This window comes from Paenibacillus filicis (assembly GCF_038070315.1).
GTDB classification, from domain to species: Bacteria; Bacillota; Bacilli; order Paenibacillales; family NBRC-103111; genus Paenibacillus_G; species Paenibacillus_G filicis.
This window is the reverse complement of record NZ_JBBPCC010000035.1, coordinates 18,083-38,708: the sequence shown is the minus strand read 5'-3', so window position 1 is coordinate 38,708 and position 20,626 is coordinate 18,083. Positions and strand designations below refer to the sequence as shown.

Genomic DNA, 20,626 nt, shown 5'->3' with positions numbered 1-20,626 from the left:
GTACAAATAGGTGACAATCTGCTGCAAGTATAGCATATCTCCGCGAAGACGTTCCATGAAATGACGGCATTATCAGGATTGCGTCAGAATTCGCGGCAGGAATTCAGGCGAATCAGCGCGGCCAGCCGTAGCAGTCCTCGCTCCAGCTCATCAAGGGAGGCGTACGCGTAAGACAGACGCAGATGCTGCTGATCCTGCCGGTCATATACCGCCCCGGGATTCAGCAGGATGCCTTCCGTCAACGCCTGCTCAAACAACAGGCGCATAGCAACTGGCTGCACCAGCCGCAGCCAGATATAGAAGCCGCCCTGCGGGATGCTCCACTCGGCCAGCTCCTGATAATGCTTGCTCAGGATAGCAAGCATGCTGTCCCTGCGGGACGTTAACGCCGCCCTGGTACGATGGAGATGCTGCTCGTAGAGTCCGCTGGACAGCCATTCGGCGACCGCATGCTGCGATAAGGAGCTGGACCCGTAATCCGTCTGCATCTTGATGTCCGCCAGCCGCTCCATGACCGGTTCGGGTCCTACGATCCAGCCGATGCGCAGACCCGGTCCCAGCGTCTTGGACATGCTGCCCATATACAGGACCAGACCTTGCCGGTCCCCGGCTTTCAATGGAGGCGGAGGCGGGTCGTCGAGCCATAGATCCCCGTACACATCATCCTCGATCACGGGCAGCCGCTCCTGTATGCACGTCTGCAGCAGCTCGCCTCGTCGCTCTGACGGCATCAGAACGCCTGTCGGGTTGTGGAAGGAGGGGATCGTATAGAGTAAGGCTGCGTTATGCTGCCGCTTCAGTCTTCCGATGGATTCGGTTTGTATCCCTTGCCGGTCCATCGGGATGCCGTGTACCTGCATCCCCGCAGATTGAAAGACTTGGACCGAATTCAAGTAAGAAGGGTTCTCGACGAATATGGTAGAACCGGCGTGCAGCAGACCCAGCGAGATGAGCTGCAGACCCTGCAGTGCACCGGAGACGATCAGGATGGAGGCGGGGGAAGCGTCGATCCCTTTCGTCTGCAAATAAGCGCTGATGATTTCTCTCAGGTAAAGGCTGCCCTTAGGCTCTGAATAGCCCAAAGAAAACCGGCTGGACATGCTGCCGCTGAACACCTGCTTCATCTGATCGGTAGGCAGCAGCTCTGGAGACAGCTCCCCTGTTCCGAGGCGCAGAAACCCCGGATTCGCCTCCGCCCGATTGATCTGCTGGATCATCTGGAGATTGGGCTGATGCAAGCCCGATGTTACGTAGCGATTCCAGTCGGGAGGGGGCGAGGCAGCGAGCAGACTCCATGTATTATTGGCCACTACCGTTCCCTGGCCTACTCTAGCTGCGATCAGACCGTCAGCGGACAGCTCGCCCAGTGCATAAACGACTGTACTGCGGTTAACCTGAAACTTGGCAGCAAGATCTCTCTGGGTGGGAAGTCTCGTCCCGACCGGCCATTCTCCATTCATGATTCTGCGCTTCATATAATCATAGATCTGCCGGTGAAGCGGCACCGGCGACGAGGGGTTCAAGCTCCATTCATCGGACATGAAATTTCATCCCGGCTTTCTCTGCATAGTATGATCTGGTCTATTATAACCAATTGGTCGGGCCTGGAGTCAACCAATTGGATGGAGACCTTGGGTGGTCTCCTACTCTAGAATAGGGGAGGACATCCATACAGGAGGCATCGAGAATGTTTGGAGCAATTCTTCATGGTTTTATGCTGGCCTTGGGGCTGATCCTGCCGCTTGGCGTACAAAATGTATTTGTATTTAATCAAGGCGCGCTGCACGCCCGCTTCAGACGTGCAATACCAGCCATTCTGACTGCTTCGTTATGCGACACGCTGCTAATTTCATTAGCCATATTAGGAGTGTCGGTCGTGGTGTTCGAATACGAATGGGTTCGAATTCTACTATTCTCGCTCGGGATCGGATTTCTGGTTTATATGGGCGTTGTGACCTGGAAGAACCGCGCGCATGCGGCAGAGCACAAGCAGGACGCGGCCCGGTCGCTCACTGCGAAGAAACAGGTCACGTTCGCGTTGTCGGTATCGTTATTGAATCCGCATGCTGTACTGGATACGGTAGGAGTCATCGGTACAAGTTCTCTCACCTATGCCGGACCGGTGAAGGCGGCCTTCGCGGTAACCTGCATCGGAGTATCCTGGCTTTGGTTTCTCGGATTAGGCTTGGCAGGGAGGGCAGCGGGCAGACTGGATTCGTCGGGCCGGTTCTTGTCCGGAATCCATGCAGTCTCCGCTGTGATTATGTGGGGAACGGCGATTTATTTGGCTTACAGCCTTCTGCGTATTTGGCTTGTCTAAAACGGTCTCCTCCCTATACAATAGGTGTGAATAGGCTGCGCCTGGAGGGAATGATCGGTGGGGATGAACAAAGCTCGGGAAAAGGCTAGTGTAGAGATGTCTGATAGCGGCGGTGCGGCGGGTATCCGGCAAGACGGCTTCAAGGAGGCGTACAGCGCCCGCCTGCTGGGGGTATTTGCTTCTTCCCTCAAGCTGGGACTCACGTCTTTCGGAGGTCCAGTCGCTCATCTGGGTTACTTCCGGCATGAATATGTCGAACGGAGACGGTGGGTCGATGAGCGGTCCTATGCCGAGCTTGTGGCGATGTGCCAGTTTCTGCCCGGACCGGCAAGCAGCCAGGTCGGGATCGGCATAGGAACCATTCGGGCCGGCTGGCTAGGCGGCGTGGTGGCCTGGCTTGGTTTTACCGCCCCTTCTGCACTGCTGCTTATGCTATTCGGTTTCTATATCCAGTATGCGACGCCGGGATCGATGGGCTGGATCCACGGTCTCAAGCTGGTCGCTGTGGCTATCGTGGCTCATGCCGTACTGGGTATGGGACAGAAGCTGATAACCGGACCTGCGCTGGCCGCAGTTGCCTTGCTGGCAGCAGCGGTATCCCTGCTCTGGCCAAGCGTCTACAGCCAAGTGTCCGTGCTGGCCGCTGCCGGAATATTCGGCTGCTTTCGCCGAGCTGAGCGGACTCAAGAGGGTAAACCGATGTTCGCTGAGTCGCCAATGGGTATTGGCAAGCTAGCTGGGGCCTGTTGTCTGCTCCTATTTGGACTTCTGCTGGTGCTGCTCCCCCTTCTGAGCAGGGCATCCGGTCATCCGCTTCTGCAAATGACCGATGGGGTATACCGTGCCGGCTCGCTTGTTTTTGGCGGAGGCCATGTGGTTTTACCATTGCTGGAGCGGGAGTTTTTGTCTGCCGGGTGGGTGAGCAGGGGAGACTTTCTGGCGGGCTATGGGGCCGCGCAGGCTGTCCCCGGGCCACTGTTCACCTTTGTATCTTATCTGGGAATGGCAGGCTTCGGCGTGGGAGGGGCGCTGCTAGCGACCGCGGCCATTTTTTTGCCGGCATTTCTGCTTGTATTCGGGGTGCTTCCCTTCTGGAATGTTGTGCGCAAGCAGCCGCGTCTGCAAGGGAGCGTAGCGGCCGTCAATGCGGCGGTGGTCGGGATACTGGCCGCCGCATTCTACAATCCGATCTGGATCTCAGCAGTGAACGGAGCCGCAGACCTGGCTGCGGCAGCAGTCCTGTTCGCTCTGCTCCAATTTGCGAAGGCGCCGCCCTGGATTATTGTATTGCTGGGGCTGTTATACGGTCTGGGAAGCTCTCTGGTTGGTTAAGGAGAGAGGGTGAATAGGCACAACGCTCGAACTTACGTGTTATGTTTTTCTTGAGAACTTCTTCAGGATAAAAGAACCGATCTCTGACGCCAGAATAATCACGGACAGAGATGCCAGTGCATAAGGCAGGATAAGCGGAATGGCCCGCATGTCCCAGATATGAATGAGCCGAAGGAATAAGGGATAAAGCAGCAGCAAGACAAGGAAAACGGCGATTTTCATAGGAAGCCTCCTAGATCCGGTACCGCCCCGATCCCCTGATCTGGGGCGGGGCTTGTTGTGTTCTCATTGTACCATGAGGGAGCGGACGATGTAGAAGCAAGTTGCTGGAATGACTGCCAGAAAGAGAGCTTAGAGACACGTTTGCAGAGTGTTGTATTATTTTACAAAAAATAACAAACAAGCTGAATTTTATAGATAAAAACCTGTGGGTTTACCCTGCTTTTCAGCTGTCATCGCATTTGAACGTTAGTTGAATCTTTATTGACGAATCAGGACGGTCCATACTATTATTACAGTATTGCGTTAAAGCAGCTTAACGTTACAACATCTTTACGTTACAAAGATATGGGGGGCAAAATTATGAGAAAATCGTTCAAGCTTTTATCTTTACTCGTCGCCGTGCCGCTCGTGCTTTCTGCGTGCGGGACGAAAACGCCTGAGTCTGGTGGAGCTTCCGGAGGAAGCGCTTCCAATGGTAAAAAAGTCGTGAAAGTCGGTATCTCGCAGATCGTCGAGCATCCTTCGCTCAATGCGACGCGCGAAGGGTTCATCGCAGCGCTCAAGGATGGGGGCTTCATCGACAAGGACACGATGCAGCTCGATTATCAGAACGCCCAGGGCGACTCGACGACGAACCTGACGATTGGCCAGAAGTTCGCAGCGGATAGGAAGGATCTGGTGTTCGCCATTGCGACGCCATCCGCTCAAGCGGTCGTCCAGAACGTGAAGGATGCGCCTGTGCTCTTCGGCGCCGTCACTGATCCGATCAGCGCGAAGCTGGTCACGCAATTGGAGAAGCCGGGCGGCAATGTGACCGGAGCAGCGGATACGCATCCGGAAGCGACTCCGAAGCTGATGGACTTCATCGCAGCGGAGTTTCCTAAGGTGAAGACGGTCGGTATCGTCGTGAACGAGGGCGAGCCGAACGCGGCTTTCATGGTAAAAACTGCTGAAACAGCACTGGCCAAGCACAATATCAAGGTCGTCAAGGCTTCCGTATCGAATGCTTCCGAGGTTAAGCAGGCTGCCGAATCACTGGTTGGCCGTGCGGATGCGATCTTCGTTACCCTCGACAATACCGTCGTGAGCGGCGTAGAATCGATCATCAAGGTGGCCAATGAGAAAAAAATCCCGTTCTTCTCCAGTGACCGGGATACGGTAGAGAAGGGCGCGATCGCGACCTATGGTTTCAAGTATTATGACCATGGCTACCAGGCCGGCAAGATGGCCGTTGAGATTCTGAAGGGAGCCAAGCCGGGCGACATGAAAGTCAGCTACCCGGACAAGCTCGATCTGATCATCAATGCCAGCGCAGCCAAGGCTCAAGGCGTGGAGATTACGGATTCGATGAAGAACAAGATGCAGGATAAGAGCAACCTGCTGAACGCAGGCAAGTAAGCTGGAATTGCCTTCCGGCGAACGCAGCGTGATGGAGTGGGGGCAGCCTCTCTTGACAGAGAGATGTTGCTCCCGCTTTTTTAGGGATAGGAGGACGAACCTTGGGATTTTCAGCATTGGGAACAGCTATGTTAGGTTCATGGGAGCTGGGCACGTTGTATGCCATTATGGCGCTCGGCGTTTATTTGACGTTTCGTATTTTGGATTTTCCGGATTTGACGGTTGATGGCAGCTTTACGACTGGGGGGGCGATCGCAGCCGTTATGATTACAGCCGGCTATTCGCCGCTATTGGCTAGTATTGCGGCGTTTGCCGGCGGTCTGGTGGCGGGCGCCTGCACCGGGCTGCTGCATACGAAGGGCAAGATCAACGCCTTGCTCTCCGGGATTTTGATGATGATCGCCTTGTATTCGATTAATCTGCGGATTATGGGCAAGTCCAATATTCCGCTGCTCGGCATGGACACGGTGTTGACGGATGTGAAGGTATGGCTGGTGATGCCTTTTATTATTTTGCTGGTCAAATTCGCATTGGACTGGTTCCTGCATACGGATACGGGGCTGGCGCTGAGAGCGACGGGCGATAACCCCCGGATGATTCGCAGCTTTGGCGTCAATACCGACAATACGATTATTGTAGGAGTCAGTCTGTCCAACGGACTGGTAGCTCTGTCGGGTGCGTTAATCGCCCAGTATTCCGCGTTCACGGAAATTACGATGGGCGTCGGGATGATCGTCATCGGTTTGGCCTCCGTCATTATCGGCGAAGCGCTGTTCGGCTCACGTACGGTGCTGCGCGCGACGCTGGCTGTTGTGCTTGGCGCGGTGGTGTACCGCGTGATCGTAGCGCTTGCGCTGCGGGTAGGGCTGGAGCCGACGGACATGAAGCTGATGACGGCGCTGATTGTCATCATCGCGCTGACGATGCCGATGGTACGCAAGTCGCTGCGCCAGAAATCGGTGATGCGGCGCCGCGCGGAGGAACTACAAGCCCGAGGCTCTCAGCCGCATCAGGAGGTGAAACGCTGATGCTTCGCATCGATCAAGTGTCCAAGCTGTTTAACCCCGGCACTCCGGATGAGAAGGTCGCGTTGTCAGGGATCAATCTGAATCTGAAGGAAGCGGATTTCGTCACGGTCATCGGCAGCAACGGGGCAGGCAAGTCGACGCTGATGAACATCATCTCCGGTGTAATGGCTCCGGATCTGGGGAGCGTGTGGATCGACGGCAAGCAAGTGGACGCGCTGCCAGAGTTCAGGCGCAGTGCATGGATCGGCCGCGTCTTCCAGGACCCTATGGCCGGTACGGCTCCGACGATGACGATTCAGGAAAATCTGGCGATGGCCTACAAGCGCGGCCAGCGGAGAGGATTGTCGATCGGGGTCACCGCCTCCAAGCGGAGATGGTACCGCGAGCAGCTCAGCCGTCTTGGTATCGGGCTGGAGGACCGGCTGAATGCCAAGGTCGGCCTGCTGTCCGGCGGTGAGCGCCAGGCGCTGAGTCTGCTGATGGCTACGTTCACCGAGCCGCGCATTCTGCTGCTCGACGAGCACACGGCTGCGCTAGATCCATCTAGGGCCGAGCTCATTACCAAGCTGACCGAGAAGATCGTCGCTGAGCTGAAGCTGACAACGCTGATGGTCACGCACAACATGGAGCAGGCAATCCGACTCGGCAATCGTCTGATTATGATGGACAAGGGCGGCATCATCCTGGATGTTCCCGAGCAGGACAAGCAAGGATTGACGGTAGAGGGACTGCTTGAGCAATTCGAGAAAATCCGCGGAGCCAAGTTCGCGGACGACCGGGTTGTGCTGGGCTGAGCCGGCATAGCCCCTACCGCTCATCTATATGGTAAGCTAGCTAAGAACCTGACAAGCTTCGGCGTGATCAGGTTCTTTGTCATTCTTCCGTCACCGTTATGTTTAGATCCGCAATCCCAGATGATTCAGGCTGGTATGGACGGATTCCATCGGGTCTCCGTTGCATCGATCCTGCTCCATGACATATCATTCGATACCGCCGCGCTCGCTCCATTGCAGAACTCGGGAGGAAGTCGATACTATCGCTTCCGACTTCGGCGAATGTTCCCGGTGGTCGCGCGTCATATCCTTCAGATGAATAATCGGCACCCGGTTCTTACGTGTTTTCCGATTGGATGGACATAACTTCGCACGTATCGGGCAATATTGAAACCGCTTTACAGCAGGTGAGGATTCCCCTACAATGATCAGTAATCCATCCCATTCTAGGTGAACGTTTATGAGAATCATGATGACAGGCTATTCCAAGCATACCCGGTCCTTCTACTCACCGAGAACGGTGTCCGGCGAGCATTATCTGCTCCGGCTGCAGACGGAAGGGTTCTGCCAGGCTGCGCTCAACGGGACGGTGTACGATATCGTACCCGGTGATCTTCTGATGTGCAAGCCTGGAGACCGGTACGAGCTGAACATCCCTCTGGAGGAGCTTCACGCGCACCCGAGCGCCGATTATTATCTCGGGCTGGATGCGAACGAGCCCTGGGCGCAGCAGTGGTGGGGGGAATTCAAGGATACCCAAAAGCTGAATATCGGTATTGACGAGATGCTGATCTCGATGTGGAAGCTGCTGATTCACGAAACCCGCAAGGTCAAGGATTCGGATGCGGATATTCTCGATTATTTAGCACGCAGTCTGCTGCTTCACATGAAGCGGCTTATTGCTGGCGGGGACAGCAAGAATAGGTATGAGCGATCGGTATCCAACCAGATCAAGTCGTTCGTCGAAAAAAATGTGACGGAAGCCATAACCCTTCGTGAGGTTTCGGCTTCCGTAGGGTTGAGCGTTTCCAGAGCTTCGCAGATCTTCAAGCAGACGTTCGGCCAGTCGATTATGGATTATGCGATCGAAGTGCGGCTGTCGCTTGCCAAAGAACAGATGCTGATCGGATGCTCCACCCTGCAGGAGATTGCTTATTTATGCGGATTTGCCAACTATACGCATTTCAACCGGCTGTTTCATTCACGCTACAAGATGTCGCCCAGCGACTACCGCAAGCAGCTTCGTCCTTTCGGGTAGCGGCCCAAGCGTCTTCCCGCCGACATGCACGTCTAGGATCACATGGCTTGGTTCCGGCAAAGGTATGAAAAAAGGTCCGGCATGCGCCGGACCTTTTCGGTGTTCAAGGAACTGAAATCTCTGCTTCGCGTCTGTTACACAATGCTGGGAATCACCTTGATTTCGCGGTCAAGCCGCGAGAGGAAGGAATAATTCGGATTAAAGGTGAAGATGCGCTTCATTCGGTAATGAAGCAGTACGACAGCCGTTAACGCTTCATTCAGCGAGAACCGGTAATCGGGATATTCCAGCAGCAGCCGCTTGGACTCATGCTCGAGCTCCGAGCCTCCGGGAATAATGGTCAGGTTGCCCTGCTGCATCGCCTTGTCGATCGTATTCAGGAAAATCTGGGCATCGGCATAATCGAAATGATTGCGCAGCCATTGATGAGTCTCGAACACAACGTAGTTCGTGGTGGCAAGCGGGCGATCCAGGTCGTTCAGATCGTAGAAGAGCGAACGGGCTTTCAAATAATAAGGGTCTTCCGGGTTCATAAAGGCCATCCAGGCGGATTGCTCGAGGAACACAGCTTGTCCCAGGTAGGCTTGATCATGAGAATTCATCTTCGTGTACCTCCGTTTTACGCTCCTCGCGGGATGTCCAGCTATCCGAGCGCTCGCGTTCGCGGCTGTCCCGTTGATCCCGTCTGTCCCGTTTGCCGGTCAGGCCATCCAGGGCAAGCAGCGGGTTTTTCTCTACCTGCTCGACGCTGGCCTGGTAGATCCTCTCGCCTGCCCTTATGGCGAATTGCTGCTCGAGGATGTAATGAACGACGGAGGCTACCGTCGTGTTCTGCGCTTCGGCAAGCTGGCGGCATTTCTGGTAATATTCCGGTTCTAGCTCGACCAGCGTTCCTTCATCGGCTCCGTCTTCATTCAAGATCAGCGAGGAAGCCGCGCTTTTCCATTTTTTGAATTGGCTTTGGACAAAGTCCTTGGAATTGTTCATTGGGTTCATTCACCTTCCACGGCATGGATTTGAAGCTGTTCGACAGGTCGGACTCTTCACAGCATTCGGAAGAAATCTTCGGTTTCAGTCGGACGGTGACGGTCAAGAATCATGATGACAACGGCGTTTCGCCACAGACCGGGCCGTTTCGACGCAATCCCTGTTACCCATCTAATTAAACACTGAAACAGGCAGGTAAAACAAGTTTCCTGTGTATTTCGTCCGAGCGGGCAGCATGCTGGGATGCACGCGTTGACAGACGCAAGCGGATCGTTCAAGATGAAGGGAAGACCGCAGCGGCGGTCCGGCTGTGCAGAGGACAGCCATTCTACCGGCAAGGGAGTCAGGAAGCCATGAAGCGTGTGCTGCGGGGCGGGGTTGTATTTTACCGGAAATTCATATCGCCTCTGAAGCCGCCTACCTGCAGGTTTTATCCGACATGCTCCGATTACGCGCTGCAGGCGCTGGATAAGCATGGAGCTGCCAAGGGCTCGTGGCTGGCGGTGAAGCGGATTTGCAAGTGCCATCCGTTCCATCCCGGAGGCATCGATCATGTGCCTTGACAGCCGGGATGGATTTCGCTATATTTGGCTTACATGATCCTATGAACGGATGAGTACCTGGAGGGAAGCCCTACAGAGAACCGGGGTAGCTGAGAACCGGTAGGCGGAAGACTAGGGAAGATGGTCCCGGAGGATATGAGAGTGAGCTGCGCACAGGCTGCGGGTAAGCTCCCATCGTGATTCCCGCGTTACGGGAAGGTCGATAAGACCGCTGAGCCTTGCAGAGCATGGGCGCTTGTTCCAGCGTTTCGGACAGCGTTATGCAGCGTGCAGGGGAAGTTGGGTGGTACCACGTGAGCGATGCTCCCGTCCCAAGAGGACGGGGGCTTTTTGTATTCTTTTTTTGCCTATCCGGAGGAGGTTTCTTAGCTATGACGAACAGCAATTCTGCAAAACCAAGCTTTTATATCACGACCCCGATCTACTACCCGAGCGATAAGCTGCATATCGGGCATGCGTATTCGACGGTTGCCGGTGACGTGCTCGCCCGCTACAAGCGGCTGCGCGGGTTTGACGTTAGATATTTGACGGGTACCGACGAACACGGACAGAAGATTGAGCGCAAGGCCCAGGAATCCGGCAAGACGCCGCAGCAATTTGTCGATGACATCGTGGCGGGAATCAAGGAGCTTTGGAGCAAGCTGGATATCTCCTACGACGACTTCATCCGGACAACCGAACCGCGCCATAAGCAGGCTGTAGAGAAAATCTTCCAACAACTGCTGGAGCAGGACGATATCTATCTCGGCCATTACGAAGGCTGGTACTGTACGCCTTGCGAGTCCTTCTTCCTCGAGAACAAGCTGGTAGACGGCAAGTGTCCAGACTGCGGACGTCCGGTGGAGTGGGTGAAGGAGGAGAGCTACTTCTTCCGTCTGAGCAAGTATGCGGACAAGCTTATTGAATTCTATGAAGCGAACCCTGATTTCATCCAGCCCGAATCGCGCCGCAATGAGATGATCAATAACTTTATCAAGCCTGGTCTGGAAGACCTGGCCGTATCGCGCACGACGTTCGACTGGGGAATTCGCGTACCGGGCAATCCGAAGCATGTGATCTATGTCTGGATCGATGCCCTGTCCAACTACATCACCGCGCTCGGCTACGGCAGCGAGGATGATGCCAATTACCGCCGTTACTGGCCGGCGGACGTGCACCTGATGAGTAAGGAGATCGTGCGCTTCCATACGATTATCTGGCCTTGCATGCTGATGGCGCTCGGACAGCCGCTGCCGAAGAAGGTATTCAGCCACGGATGGCTGCTGATGAAGGACGGCAAGATGTCTAAGTCCAAGGGCAATGTGGTGGACCCGGTAACACTGATCGACCGCTATGGCCTGGATGCGCTCCGCTACTATCTGATGCGTGAAGTGCCGTTCGGTTCGGACGGTACATTCACGCCGGAGAGCTTCGTCGAGCGGATTAACTTTGATCTGGCGAACGATCTCGGCAATCTGCTCAGCCGTACGGTCGTCATGATCGACAAATATTTTGACGGCGTCGTGCAGCCATACATCGCGAATGCGACTGAATTCGACGCAGCCCTGCTGGATACGCTGGCAAGCTCCGTAACGAAGGTCGAGGAGTCGATGGAGAAGCTGGAGTTTTCCGTGGCGCTGTCGGCGATCTGGCAGCTGGTCAGCCGGACGAATAAATATATCGATGAGACGCAGCCATGGGCGCTGGCCAAGGATGAGTCGAAGCGTCCCGTGCTGGGCTCCGTCCTGTATCTGCTCGCCGAGTCGCTGCGAATCACCTCGGTACTGCTCCAGCCGTTCATGGTGAGCACGCCTCGTGCGATCTGGGCGCAGCTAGGCTTGACACAGGGCGAGCTCACCGCGTGGGATTCGGTGCATGCCTTCGGCTCGCTGCCTGCAGGCACGCGTGTGGTCAAGGGCGAGGTGATGTTCCCGCGGCTCGATGCGGAGAAAGAAGTCGCCTATATCGCTGCCGCAATGGGCGGCGGCAAGAGCGAGGCCCAGGCTGCGGGAGAGCAGCCACAGGGTGCTGAGGCAGCATCGGCTCAGGGTCAGCCTTCGGCACAGGCCACAGCATCTGCCGAGGCTTTGTCCGACGAAGAGCACGCCCCTGAAATCTCGATCGACGATTTCTTCAAGGTGGAGCTGCGGGTCGCGCAGGTTATCGCCGCCGAGCCGGTCAAGAAGGCGGATAAGCTCCTGAAGCTTCAGCTCGATCTAGGCTTCGAGCAGCGTCAGGTCGTCTCGGGCATCGCCAAGTTCTATACGCCAGAGCAGATGGTCGGCCGCAAGGTGATTTGCGTAACCAACCTGAAGCCGGTCAAGCTGCGCGGAGAACTGTCGCAAGGCATGATTCTGGCAGCCTCCCAGGGGGACCAGCTGACACTGGCGACTGTGGCCGAGGATCTTCCGAACGGCTCGATTGTGAAGTAATAACTGGATAGCAAGGTCTTAGACGTCTTCTGTTCCGCGGGATTTATCGACCGCGGGGTAGGAGGGCGTCTTTTCTTTTTCGTAAAATCTACTTTTAGCGTTGACAATAGCGTACAGGGGCTATATAATCAGCCTAGTTAATGAAAATTATTACGATTTACATGGTGGAGGTATTGAATTAATGTCACGATCGTTGAATAAGAAAAGAAACGTAGGGTCTATCGTGCTGCTGTTGATGCTTGTTATGGCTTTGACCGCTTGCGGCCAGTCCAAGTCTGCCCTGGTAAGCGGCAAGGTCAATGTTGTAACCAGCTTCTATCCGCTGTATGATTTCACTTCCAAAATAGGTGGAAGCCACGTCAATGTTATCAATCTGGTTCCGTCGGGCGTCGAGCCGCATGACTGGTCCCCGAAGAGCCGGGATATTCAAAATCTGACCAATGCCGAGGTGTTCGCTTATCTGGGGGCAGGCTTCGAGGGTTGGGTAGGGCATACGCTGGACAGTATGAAGAAGGATGCGAAGGTTCAGGTGGTCGAAGCGAGCCGCGGGATTACCCTGATCCCGGGCGGGGACGAGCATGAGGCTGACCACGATAAGAAAGGCAAGAAGGATGATCATGACCACGGGTCCAACGATCCGCATGTCTGGTTGTCGCCCGTTAATGCCAAGCAAATGGCACTGAACATCAAGGAAGCCCTTGTGAAGGCCGACGCTGCGCATAAAGCCGACTACGAGGCCAATTACAAGCAGCTGGCCGATAAGCTGGACGCGCTGAATAATCAATACAAAACCCAGCTGGCTTCGACCTCGAAGAAAGAAATCGTGGTGACGCACCAATCGTTCGGATACTTGGCCAAGGATTTCGGATTAACCCAGAAGGCCATCATGGGATTGTCCCCGGATGCCGAGCCGACATCCAAAGATATGAAGAACATCCTGCAGTTTGTGAAGGACAATGGAGTGAAATATATTTTCTTCGAAGAATTGGTCTCCGATAAAATGGCCAAAACCTTGGCCAAAGACGCCGGTGTCGAGACGCTTGTGCTGAGCCCGATTGAGGGACTGACCGAGGAGCAGCTTAGCAAGGGCGAGGATTATATTTCGCTGATGGAGAAAAATTTGAATAATTTATTAAAAGCGTTAAAATAGAAAGGACACCTTCAGTTAAGGAGCCTTGCTTATGGAATTGAACGCTCATTCCGGATGTCATCAACAGATCGTCACGATCGATGACATCTTTTTTTCTTATGAGAACAAAACAGTGATCGACGGCCTGAGTTTTTCAGTCCTGGAACGGGATTTTGTCGGGATCGTCGGCTCGAACGGAGCGGGCAAAACGACGCTGCTCAAGATGATCGTCGGATTGCTCAAGCCGACCCGCGGCGAGATCCGCATGTTCGGCCAGCCCTTATCCACGTTCCGCGATTGGGACCGGATCGGTTATGTCCCGCAGAAGAATGCGCTCAATCCGCTCTTTCCTGCGACCGTACGTGAGGTAGTTACCTCCGGCCTGTATAACAAGAAGACGCTGCTCCGGCGGCTGAGTCCGTCCCAGCGGAGCAAGGCCGACGATGCGCTGTATGCGATGCGTATTGAGGATTTGGCCGACCGCCGCATTGGCCAGCTGTCAGGCGGCCAGCAGCAGCGCGTATTTCTGGCGAGGGCACTCGTTAACAATCCGGAGCTGCTGATTCTCGACGAGCCGACGGTCGGCATCGACGCGGAGACGCAGGCGGGATTTTTCCGGATGATCCGGCATATGCATGAGCATCATCATATCGCCTTCATGATGGTATCGCATGATCTGGATATGGTACGCTCGTATCTGGGGCCAGAGCCGGAGCACCAAAGCCGCGGGCTGGGCTTTTATGTGAAGCATACACATGCCCCTGAAAATTGCAGGGAGACGGATTTGTCTCACTCCAGGCAGCAATTGCGGGAAACCGCGGAAGCTTGGTCGTAGGTACAGTTTTAGTTTGGGAGAGAAAATCACTTGGATATTGTACATGAATATTTTTTTCAACGGGCGTTGATCGGAGGCATTCTAATCGGTCTGACAGCCCCTCTGATGGGCGTCTTCCTCGTCCTGCGCCGCCTATCGATGATTGGAGATACGCTCGCTCACGTGTCGATCGCAGGCGTAGCCTTAGGCTTTCTGATCAATGTGTATCCGATCGGCGTCGGCTTGTTATTCGCCTTGATCGCCTCCTTCGCCATCGAGCGTCTCCGCAAAGCGTACAAGACGTATGCGGAGCTCTCGATCGCTATCATTATGTCAGGCGGCGTCGCGCTGGCGACCTTGCTGTTCACGCTCGGCAGAGGCTTTAACATCAATGTCATGAGTTATTTTTTCGGCAGCGTGTACACGCTGGATAACACGGATTTGTGGGTTGTCGGCGGCGTAGCTGTGCTCGTGACTGCGTTTGTGGCTATCAACTACAAGGAAATGTTCCTGTTGTTCTTCGATGAGGATGCCGCCGGAGTCAGCGGTCTGCCGCTGCGCTTCTACAATATCATGATCACGATGCTGACGGCGCTCGTCATCAGCGTGTCGATCAAGATTGTGGGCGCGCTGCTGGTCTCGTCGCTGCTGACGATTCCTGTAGCCTGCAGTCTGCTGATCGCCCGCAGCTTCAAGCGGTCGATCTTCTGGTCCATTCTGTTCTCGGAGGCCGCCGTTATTCTGGGGCTGTTCTCGGCAGGTATCTGGGATCTGGCTCCAGGGGCAACGATCGTGCTGATGCTTATTGCGATGCTGATCGTTATTATGTTCGTCAAACGAGGTCTGCGCTCCTGACAGGGAGTGCAGGACACGGGGAGGGAGAGTCATGGAGTTAAATTTCTGGATAGCGCTATGGGCCGGCTTGATCTCATTTATCTCGCCTTGCGTGCTGCCGCTATATCCATCGTTCTTGTCATACATAACGGGTGTCTCTGTCGGCAAGCTGAAGGACGAGCAAAGCTCGAAGGAGATCCGCTTTAAGCTGGTCACACATACGCTGTGCTTTATCTTAGGCTTCAGCATTATTTTCTACAGCCTCGGGCTTGGCGCCAATATTGTCGCGTCGGCCTTCTTCGATAACCGGGAGCTGCTGCGGCAATTGTCCGCTATATTCATATTCGTAATGGGGCTATTCCTGCTCGGCATATTCCGTCCGCAGTGGCTGATGAGAGAGCGCAAGCTGCAGATCAAGTCGCGGCCTGCAGGCTATCTGGGTTCTCTGTTGATCGGCATCGGATTCGCGGCCGGGTGGTCGCCTTGCATCGGCCCGATCTTGTCAGCCATGCTGGTGCTGGCTGCCAGTGAGCCGAATTCCTGGCTGCCGCTGATTACCGCATACTCGCTCGGCTTCGCAATTCCGTTCTTCGTACTCGCGTTCTTTATCGGGTCTACAAAGTGGATTCTGAAGTACTCATCGGCTATGATGAAGGTAGGCGGGAGCGTCATGCTGCTGATTGCCGTGCTGCTGTATACGGATCAGATGACCCGCATCACCATCTGGCTGCAGAGCATCACCCCCGCCTGGATCGGCTAAGGCATTAGGTGAAGTAATCGATCGTGGCCTCAGGGAAGCTTTCGAAGATGCGCTCGGTGATGAATTCGCGCAGCGCATTCGCTTGCTCATCAGGATATACGTACTTGCCCTGGCCCCAGCGGCCCCACTTATATTTCCGCTTCGCTTCATCCATCTCCAGCTTGGACTTCGGGTATCGCTGCTCGATGATCGTTTTGGCGGTTTTGGTGAAGCGGTGCTGAATCAGCTCAAAAGTCAGATTAGAGGTCGCTTCCGGCGGGAGCGCCTCTTTTAATTTATGCAGCAGAGCCGCGTAGCCGTCCTCCCAGCCCTCATGCCAGATAATCGGGGCGATGATGAAGCCGAGCGGGTAGCCGGCCTTGGCAACCTTCCCTGCAGCGGTAATACGCTCTTGGAAGCTGGAGGTGGCGGGTTCGAAGTTTTTGATCACGTAATCGGCATTGACGCTGAAGCGGAAGCGGGTGTGCCCGTTGTGCTGTGCATCCAGCAGCGGCTCCACATGATGGAACTTCGTGACAAAGCGAAGACGGCCTAGCGGCTGCTTGCCCATGAACTCGATGTATTCCTTCAAGGAACCGGAGATATGCTCCAGACCGACCGGGTCGGACGTACAGGCGGCTTCGAAGCGGGTGATCTCCGGTGCGCGTTCATTGATGTAGGTCTGTGCCTGAGCCAGGATCTCGTCCGTATTGACATATACCCGTACATAGGGCTTAGCCCCCAGAGTCGTCTGGAGATAACAGTAATGACAATGGGCCATACAGCCTGTAGCGACCGGGATGGCGTATTCGGCAGAAGGCTTGGAGGTATCGAACTTCAGCGTCTTGCGGATACCGACCACCAGCGTCCGCTTGGCGATCCGGTACTTCTCCAGATCGCTCTCGCCGGGCAGGTTCGTGATCCGGTTATGCGACGAGGTCATCCGGATCGGCAGCCCTTCGCGGAGCGCCCATTCATGGATTCGTTTCCCCTTGGGGTATTCGAGGGCGTCGGGCTCAAAATAAACGAGCTCAGGTACGAACACCTGCGTTTGCCGAGGAGTAGGGGGAGAGAGCAGCTCGGTCGTCATGAGAAACCTCCCTTTGCCATAGTTAGATGGACTTGCTTTACGCCAGAAGGCTGTGATATAGTTAGTAACGCTAATTCCGCCCCCTCTAGCTTGCTTCGGCGATACACATTCCACACATGGGAATTTTGAGCGGGATAACCGGCTTTAGCGCCGTTTTAAGATACTTTGGTTTGAATTACAGGAGGATACCAGATGGCTACGCCGAGTATGGAAGATTATTTGGAGAAAATATACAAATTGATCGACGAGAAAGGCTATGCGCGCGTATCCGACATTGCCGAGGGACTGGAAGTGCATCCTTCATCGGTAACGAAGATGATCCAGAAGCTGGACAAGGATAACTACTTGATCTATGAGAAGTACAGAGGTCTTGTCCTGACCTCCAAGGGACAGAAGGTGGGTAAGCGTCTGGTAGACCGCCATCAGCTCCTGGAGCAGTTTCTGGAAACGATCGGCGTGTCGGAAGAAAATATATACAAGGATGTCGAGGGCATCGAGCATCATCTGAGCTGGGATTCGATCACTTGCATCGAGACGCTGGTCGAATATTTCAGACGGGATGCTTCGCGCGGAGAAGAACTGCTGAGACTTAAGTCTGAGCTCGAAACCGAATAGCTTACATAAAGAATTAAGCCTTGATCCTGCCTGGATCAAGGCTTTTTTGGCATATGTCCAAGCCCTTCCCTCATACATTACATCACGGTGAAATGTCGCTAGGGTTACGGGAAGAGGGGATAGCGGATGAACATCAATGCGGTATTTCAGGGCGGAGGCGTCAAGGGTATTGCACTGGCTGGAGCCGTTTCGGCGGTGGAGAAGCTGGGCTACGGTTTTAACCAGGTTGCGGGCACGTCGTCGGGAGCTATCGTCGCTTCACTGGTCGCGGCGGGATACAAGGCCGACGAGCTGCGTGCGATTATTGAAGGGACTCCGTTTCATTCCTTCCTGCAGCGTGCGCCGATTTTCAATACGAAGCTGATCGGCCCGCTGGCCCGGTTATTCATCAAGAAGGGGCTTTATTCGGGCGAGGCCCTAGAGCATTGGGTGCACCGTCTGCTGCTGGCCAAGGGCATCCGGACCTTCGGGGATCTCCGGCCGGAGCAGCTGCGGATTATCGCCTCCGATATTTCTGGGAGGAAGCTGCTGGTGCTGCCTGACGACATTGCTCATTACGGCATCGATCCGAAACGGCTGCTTGTTGCCAAAGCCGTACGGATGAGTACAAGCATTCCTTATTTTTTCGACCCCGTTATTATCCGGAAGAGGAAACCTATGCGATCGCAGGGGGCAACCTTCGCCGACCAGTTTGTGTATATTGTGGATGGGGGACTGCTCAGCAACTTTCCACTATGGCTCTTCGATAATGTCGATCCTGTAAGCGTCGAATCGCTGACTCCGACGATCGGGTTTCAGCTGGTCGGGCGCGGCTCGGCAAAGCCTAACCCTGTATCAGGTCCACTATCGATGCTGAAAGCTTTGTTCTCGACGATGCTGGATGCCCATGACGATCATTATATCCAGGAGAACAACCGGTTCCGTACGGTCAAGATTCCGACGCATGGGATCGGGATCACAGACTTTGATCTGACTGCCGAGCAAAGCGTCGAGCTGTTCAATGCGGGTTTGCAGGCGACGAACAAATTTTTCGGCAAGTGGAAAGTGAGCGATTACAAGGATCAGTATTACACGCAGGTATGCCGCATGCCGGCTCCGCGGAGGCCGGGGCCGCCTGTCATTCAAGGCCCTGTCCCATGAAAAAAAACTGGCCGCGAGGGCCAGTTTTTTTCGAATTGCGGGTCAATGATACTTGGGAGGGTCATCCTGCTGCTTGTCTTTGCTTCCAGGGATAACACGGAACGTGGCGTTCTTCCTCTTCCCCTTGGCGAACCTGCTGCTGCCCCGCGGAGGCGGGGTACGGTTCTGACGGTTCCACGTATTCGGAGGAAACCTGTACAGCAGGAAGATAGCCCCGAATACAAGGAGCGGTACCAGAAACGCTGTGGGGTTCGTAAGCAGGCTGGCAAGCACTCCAATGGCGATCAAGCCGAAAATGATATAAGCAATCGTGTTGTTTCGGTTTCTCATTCCTTGCGGCCTCCTTGCCCAAAAATAGGATTAACTCGTCTGACGGTCGATCTCGCGCATCCGGTTGAACGATGCAATCGAAACCTCGACTTGCGAATCATCGGGTTCCTTGGTCGTCAGCAGCTGGAGCCAAAGCCCAGGGTAGCCAAGATAGCGGAGAACGGGCACTTCTCTGAGGGAGTTCGTGAATCGAAGAGCCTCGTAGGATACGCCGATCACCACGGGAAGCAGGATGATCCGCTGTACGATGCGCTCGATAAATGAATTATATTCGAAGAACGAATAAATCACGACACCGATCAGCACGGTAAATACGATAAAGCTGCTGCCGCAGCGGTAATGCAGGGTGTTGAACTTCTGGACATTCTCTACAGTCAGCTCCATGCCGGCTTCATAAGCGCTGATCACCTTATGCTCGGCTCCGTGATACTGGAACAGCCGCTTGATCATCGGAGTTAGGGAGATGAAGTAGATGTACCCGACGAGCAGGATAATCTTGATCAGTCCTTCGATCAGGTTGTGACCGATCTGATTGTCGAACATGTGACCGAATATGACCTGCTCGACAGCCGTCGGTACGAGGGTGAAGACGAATTTGCCGAACAGAAATGACACGATCCCGATGAAGGCAACGCCCAGAATCATCGTTAACCGGCTGCCGGCGGAATCCTTCTTCTCCTCCTTCTCTTCGCCTTCCTCTGAGGCGAACACTTCGGCTGCGAAATTCAGATGCTGAGCTCCCTTGGCGCTGGCCTCCACGATGCCGACGATGCCGCGGACAAACGGGATTTTTTTCAACGTCTGCACCCAGGGAATTTCTTTCTTAGGCACTTCCAAGTATTCAATGGTCTGGTCCTTGCGGCGGACGGCCGTGACGTGAACCTTCTGCCCGGCGAACATGACGCCTTCGATGACGGCTTGGCCGCCATACACCGCTTGCTGATTATTATCCGACAATGGAGACACCTTCTTCGACTTCATTCTTAAACTATTTATTTATTGTACCGAATCCAGGCTTATAATGCCACTTGTTTATAGGACCCGGTTTTTTGACATACTATGCACAGCATCCAGATTCAAACTTGTGAGGGAGGCGGCGAAGGCATGGAGCGGAAGCCGGAGACCAGGAAGAAGACGGGAAAGTGGTCGTTCGCCCTATATATTGGGGTATTTGCAGGGATTCTATGGGGCGGACTCAAGATCATCGAAAGCTATTTTCATTTTACCACACTGCCTCCGGGCTTTATGCTGGAGCCCTTTTTTCTGCATGAATATTTAACCTCGGTTGCAGGTTATTGGCTGGGCTGGGGAGCCTTTACGCTATTTTCCATCGTCGCCTCCTTGCTGTACGCGCTCCTGATGGCCAAGACCAGAGGTCCTTGGTTCGGTATCGGCTACGGTGTGGCATGGTGGGTCTTTATTTTCTTGCTAATCGGACCGCTGACGGGCATGACGAAATGGATTGCCTACATGGATCTGAATACGGTTTTATCGGATTTCTGCCTATTCGTCCTATGGGGACTGTTCATTGGCTACTCGATCAGCTTCGAGTTTACCGATGAACGCAGCCGCGAGCCGGTAGCCCAGAAAGACGAGCGTTCGCCCGAGCCGGTATGAGCCGGAACCGTCCCTGAAGTCCGGTC

The 20,626-nt window shown here is 54.6% G+C and carries 23 protein-coding genes; 15 read left to right on the top strand and 8 right to left on the bottom strand.

Annotation, left to right across the window (positions count from 1 at the left end):
* Window positions 1-83 precede the first annotated feature (83 nt).
* Complete coding sequence (gene pdxR / locus WMW72_RS33415) at window positions 84-1,541, bottom strand: MocR-like pyridoxine biosynthesis transcription factor PdxR (protein WP_341419915.1); 1,458 nt, start codon at window positions 1,539-1,541, stop codon at window positions 84-86.
* 146 nt (window positions 1,542-1,687) lie between these two features.
* Between pdxR and WMW72_RS33410 the strand changes: the two genes are divergently transcribed.
* Window positions 1,688-2,320 (top strand): LysE/ArgO family amino acid transporter, encoded by a 633-nt coding sequence (locus WMW72_RS33410; protein WP_341419914.1) that lies wholly within the window; start codon window positions 1,688-1,690, stop codon window positions 2,318-2,320.
* Window positions 2,321-2,383: 63 nt separating this feature from the next.
* Window positions 2,384-3,652 carry a chromate efflux transporter gene (gene chrA / locus WMW72_RS33405; protein WP_341419913.1) on the top strand — a complete coding sequence of 423 codons (1,269 nt, stop codon included), beginning with the start codon at window positions 2,384-2,386 and terminating at the stop codon, window positions 3,650-3,652.
* A 39-nt stretch (window positions 3,653-3,691) separates the two neighbouring features.
* On the opposite strand, the gene WMW72_RS33400 is transcribed toward chrA, so the two are convergent.
* Entirely contained in the window at window positions 3,692-3,874 is a 183-nt protein-coding gene (locus tag WMW72_RS33400) for a hypothetical protein (protein WP_341419912.1), read from the bottom strand.
* A gap of 360 nt (window positions 3,875-4,234) precedes the next feature.
* Here WMW72_RS33400 and WMW72_RS33395 point away from each other — a divergent pair, with 360 nt between their 5' ends.
* The 3 genes from WMW72_RS33395 to WMW72_RS33385 all read left to right on the top strand — a co-directional run bounded on the left by WMW72_RS33395 (window position 4,235) and on the right by WMW72_RS33385 (window position 7,094).
* Window positions 4,235-5,272, top strand: a complete 1,038-nt coding sequence (locus tag WMW72_RS33395) for an ABC transporter substrate-binding protein (RefSeq protein ID WP_341419911.1) — start codon at window positions 4,235-4,237, stop codon at window positions 5,270-5,272.
* A gap of 128 nt (window positions 5,273-5,400) precedes the next feature.
* Entirely contained in the window at window positions 5,401-6,300 is a 900-nt protein-coding gene (locus WMW72_RS33390) for an ABC transporter permease (RefSeq protein WP_341419910.1), read from the top strand.
* Window positions 6,300-7,094, top strand: a complete 795-nt coding sequence (locus WMW72_RS33385) for an ABC transporter ATP-binding protein (RefSeq protein WP_341419909.1) — start codon at window positions 6,300-6,302, stop codon at window positions 7,092-7,094. Before WMW72_RS33390 ends, WMW72_RS33385 begins: the two co-directional genes overlap by 1 nt.
* Before the next feature lie 186 nt (window positions 7,095-7,280).
* On the opposite strand, the gene WMW72_RS33380 is transcribed toward WMW72_RS33385, so the two are convergent.
* Window positions 7,281-7,544, bottom strand: coding sequence for a hypothetical protein (locus WMW72_RS33380; protein ID WP_341419908.1), 264 nt, complete (start codon window positions 7,542-7,544; stop codon window positions 7,281-7,283).
* Between WMW72_RS33380 and WMW72_RS33375 the strand changes: the two genes are divergently transcribed.
* Window positions 7,534-8,331, top strand: a complete 798-nt coding sequence (locus WMW72_RS33375; protein ID WP_341419907.1) for an AraC family transcriptional regulator — start codon at window positions 7,534-7,536, stop codon at window positions 8,329-8,331. The genes WMW72_RS33380 and WMW72_RS33375 overlap by 11 nt on opposite strands.
* A gap of 134 nt (window positions 8,332-8,465) precedes the next feature.
* Here WMW72_RS33375 and WMW72_RS33370 read toward each other — a convergent pair whose 3' ends face one another.
* Together WMW72_RS33370 and WMW72_RS33365 are read right to left on the bottom strand one after the other, a co-directional pair.
* Window positions 8,466-8,933: a type II toxin-antitoxin system VapC family toxin gene (locus WMW72_RS33370; protein ID WP_341419906.1), complete on the bottom strand. Its 468-nt coding sequence runs from the start codon at window positions 8,931-8,933 to the stop codon at window positions 8,466-8,468.
* Window positions 8,920-9,318, bottom strand: a complete 399-nt coding sequence (locus tag WMW72_RS33365; RefSeq protein ID WP_341419905.1) for a hypothetical protein — start codon at window positions 9,316-9,318, stop codon at window positions 8,920-8,922. The genes WMW72_RS33370 and WMW72_RS33365 overlap by 14 nt, the downstream gene beginning before the upstream one ends.
* A 353-nt stretch (window positions 9,319-9,671) precedes the next feature.
* On the opposite strand from WMW72_RS33365, the gene yidD reads away from it, so the two are divergent.
* The 6 genes from yidD (at window position 9,672) to WMW72_RS33335 (ending at window position 15,829) form a co-directional block, all read left to right on the top strand.
* Window positions 9,672-9,881: a membrane protein insertion efficiency factor YidD gene (gene yidD / locus WMW72_RS33360; protein WP_341419904.1), complete on the top strand. Its 210-nt coding sequence runs from the start codon at window positions 9,672-9,674 to the stop codon at window positions 9,879-9,881.
* Window positions 9,882-10,252: 371 nt separating this feature from the next.
* The gene (gene metG / locus WMW72_RS33355) at window positions 10,253-12,292 is read left to right on the top strand and encodes a methionine--tRNA ligase (protein WP_341419903.1); all 2,040 of its coding nucleotides are present in this window, start codon (window positions 10,253-10,255) and stop codon (window positions 12,290-12,292) included.
* 181 nt (window positions 12,293-12,473) lie between these two features.
* Window positions 12,474-13,442 carry a metal ABC transporter substrate-binding protein gene (locus WMW72_RS33350; protein ID WP_341419901.1) on the top strand — a complete coding sequence of 323 codons (969 nt, stop codon included), beginning with the start codon at window positions 12,474-12,476 and terminating at the stop codon, window positions 13,440-13,442.
* 31 nt (window positions 13,443-13,473) lie between these two features.
* Window positions 13,474-14,256 carry a metal ABC transporter ATP-binding protein gene (locus WMW72_RS33345; protein ID WP_341419900.1) on the top strand — a complete coding sequence of 261 codons (783 nt, stop codon included), beginning with the start codon at window positions 13,474-13,476 and terminating at the stop codon, window positions 14,254-14,256.
* Between the two features lie 30 nt (window positions 14,257-14,286).
* Complete coding sequence (locus tag WMW72_RS33340; RefSeq protein WP_341419899.1) at window positions 14,287-15,090, top strand: metal ABC transporter permease; 804 nt, start codon at window positions 14,287-14,289, stop codon at window positions 15,088-15,090.
* Window positions 15,091-15,121: 31 nt separating this feature from the next.
* Window positions 15,122-15,829, top strand: coding sequence for a cytochrome c biogenesis CcdA family protein (locus WMW72_RS33335; protein ID WP_341419898.1), 708 nt, complete (start codon window positions 15,122-15,124; stop codon window positions 15,827-15,829).
* A gap of 4 nt (window positions 15,830-15,833) precedes the next feature.
* Here the strand turns inward: WMW72_RS33335 and splB are convergent, their stop codons facing one another.
* Entirely contained in the window at window positions 15,834-16,898 is a 1,065-nt protein-coding gene (gene splB / locus WMW72_RS33330; RefSeq protein WP_341419897.1) for a spore photoproduct lyase, read from the bottom strand.
* Between the two features lie 192 nt (window positions 16,899-17,090).
* Between splB and mntR the strand changes: the two genes are divergently transcribed.
* Together mntR and WMW72_RS33320 are read left to right on the top strand one after the other, a co-directional pair.
* Window positions 17,091-17,513 carry a transcriptional regulator MntR gene (mntR, locus tag WMW72_RS33325; protein ID WP_341419896.1) on the top strand — a complete coding sequence of 141 codons (423 nt, stop codon included), beginning with the start codon at window positions 17,091-17,093 and terminating at the stop codon, window positions 17,511-17,513.
* Between the two features lie 126 nt (window positions 17,514-17,639).
* Window positions 17,640-18,653, top strand: a complete 1,014-nt coding sequence (locus WMW72_RS33320; protein ID WP_341419895.1) for a patatin-like phospholipase family protein — start codon at window positions 17,640-17,642, stop codon at window positions 18,651-18,653.
* Between the two features lie 42 nt (window positions 18,654-18,695).
* Here WMW72_RS33320 and WMW72_RS33315 read toward each other — a convergent pair whose 3' ends face one another.
* On the bottom strand, window positions 18,696-18,983 hold the full coding sequence (locus WMW72_RS33315) for a hypothetical protein (RefSeq protein WP_341419894.1): 288 nt from the start codon (window positions 18,981-18,983) through the stop codon (window positions 18,696-18,698).
* A gap of 30 nt (window positions 18,984-19,013) precedes the next feature.
* The gene (locus WMW72_RS33310; RefSeq protein WP_341419893.1) at window positions 19,014-19,940 is read right to left on the bottom strand and encodes a DUF1385 domain-containing protein; all 927 of its coding nucleotides are present in this window, start codon (window positions 19,938-19,940) and stop codon (window positions 19,014-19,016) included.
* A gap of 147 nt (window positions 19,941-20,087) precedes the next feature.
* Here WMW72_RS33310 and WMW72_RS33305 point away from each other — a divergent pair, with 147 nt between their 5' ends.
* Window positions 20,088-20,600, top strand: a complete 513-nt coding sequence (locus WMW72_RS33305) for a YqhR family membrane protein (protein ID WP_341419892.1) — start codon at window positions 20,088-20,090, stop codon at window positions 20,598-20,600.
* The last annotated feature ends 26 nt before the right edge of the window (window positions 20,601-20,626 follow it).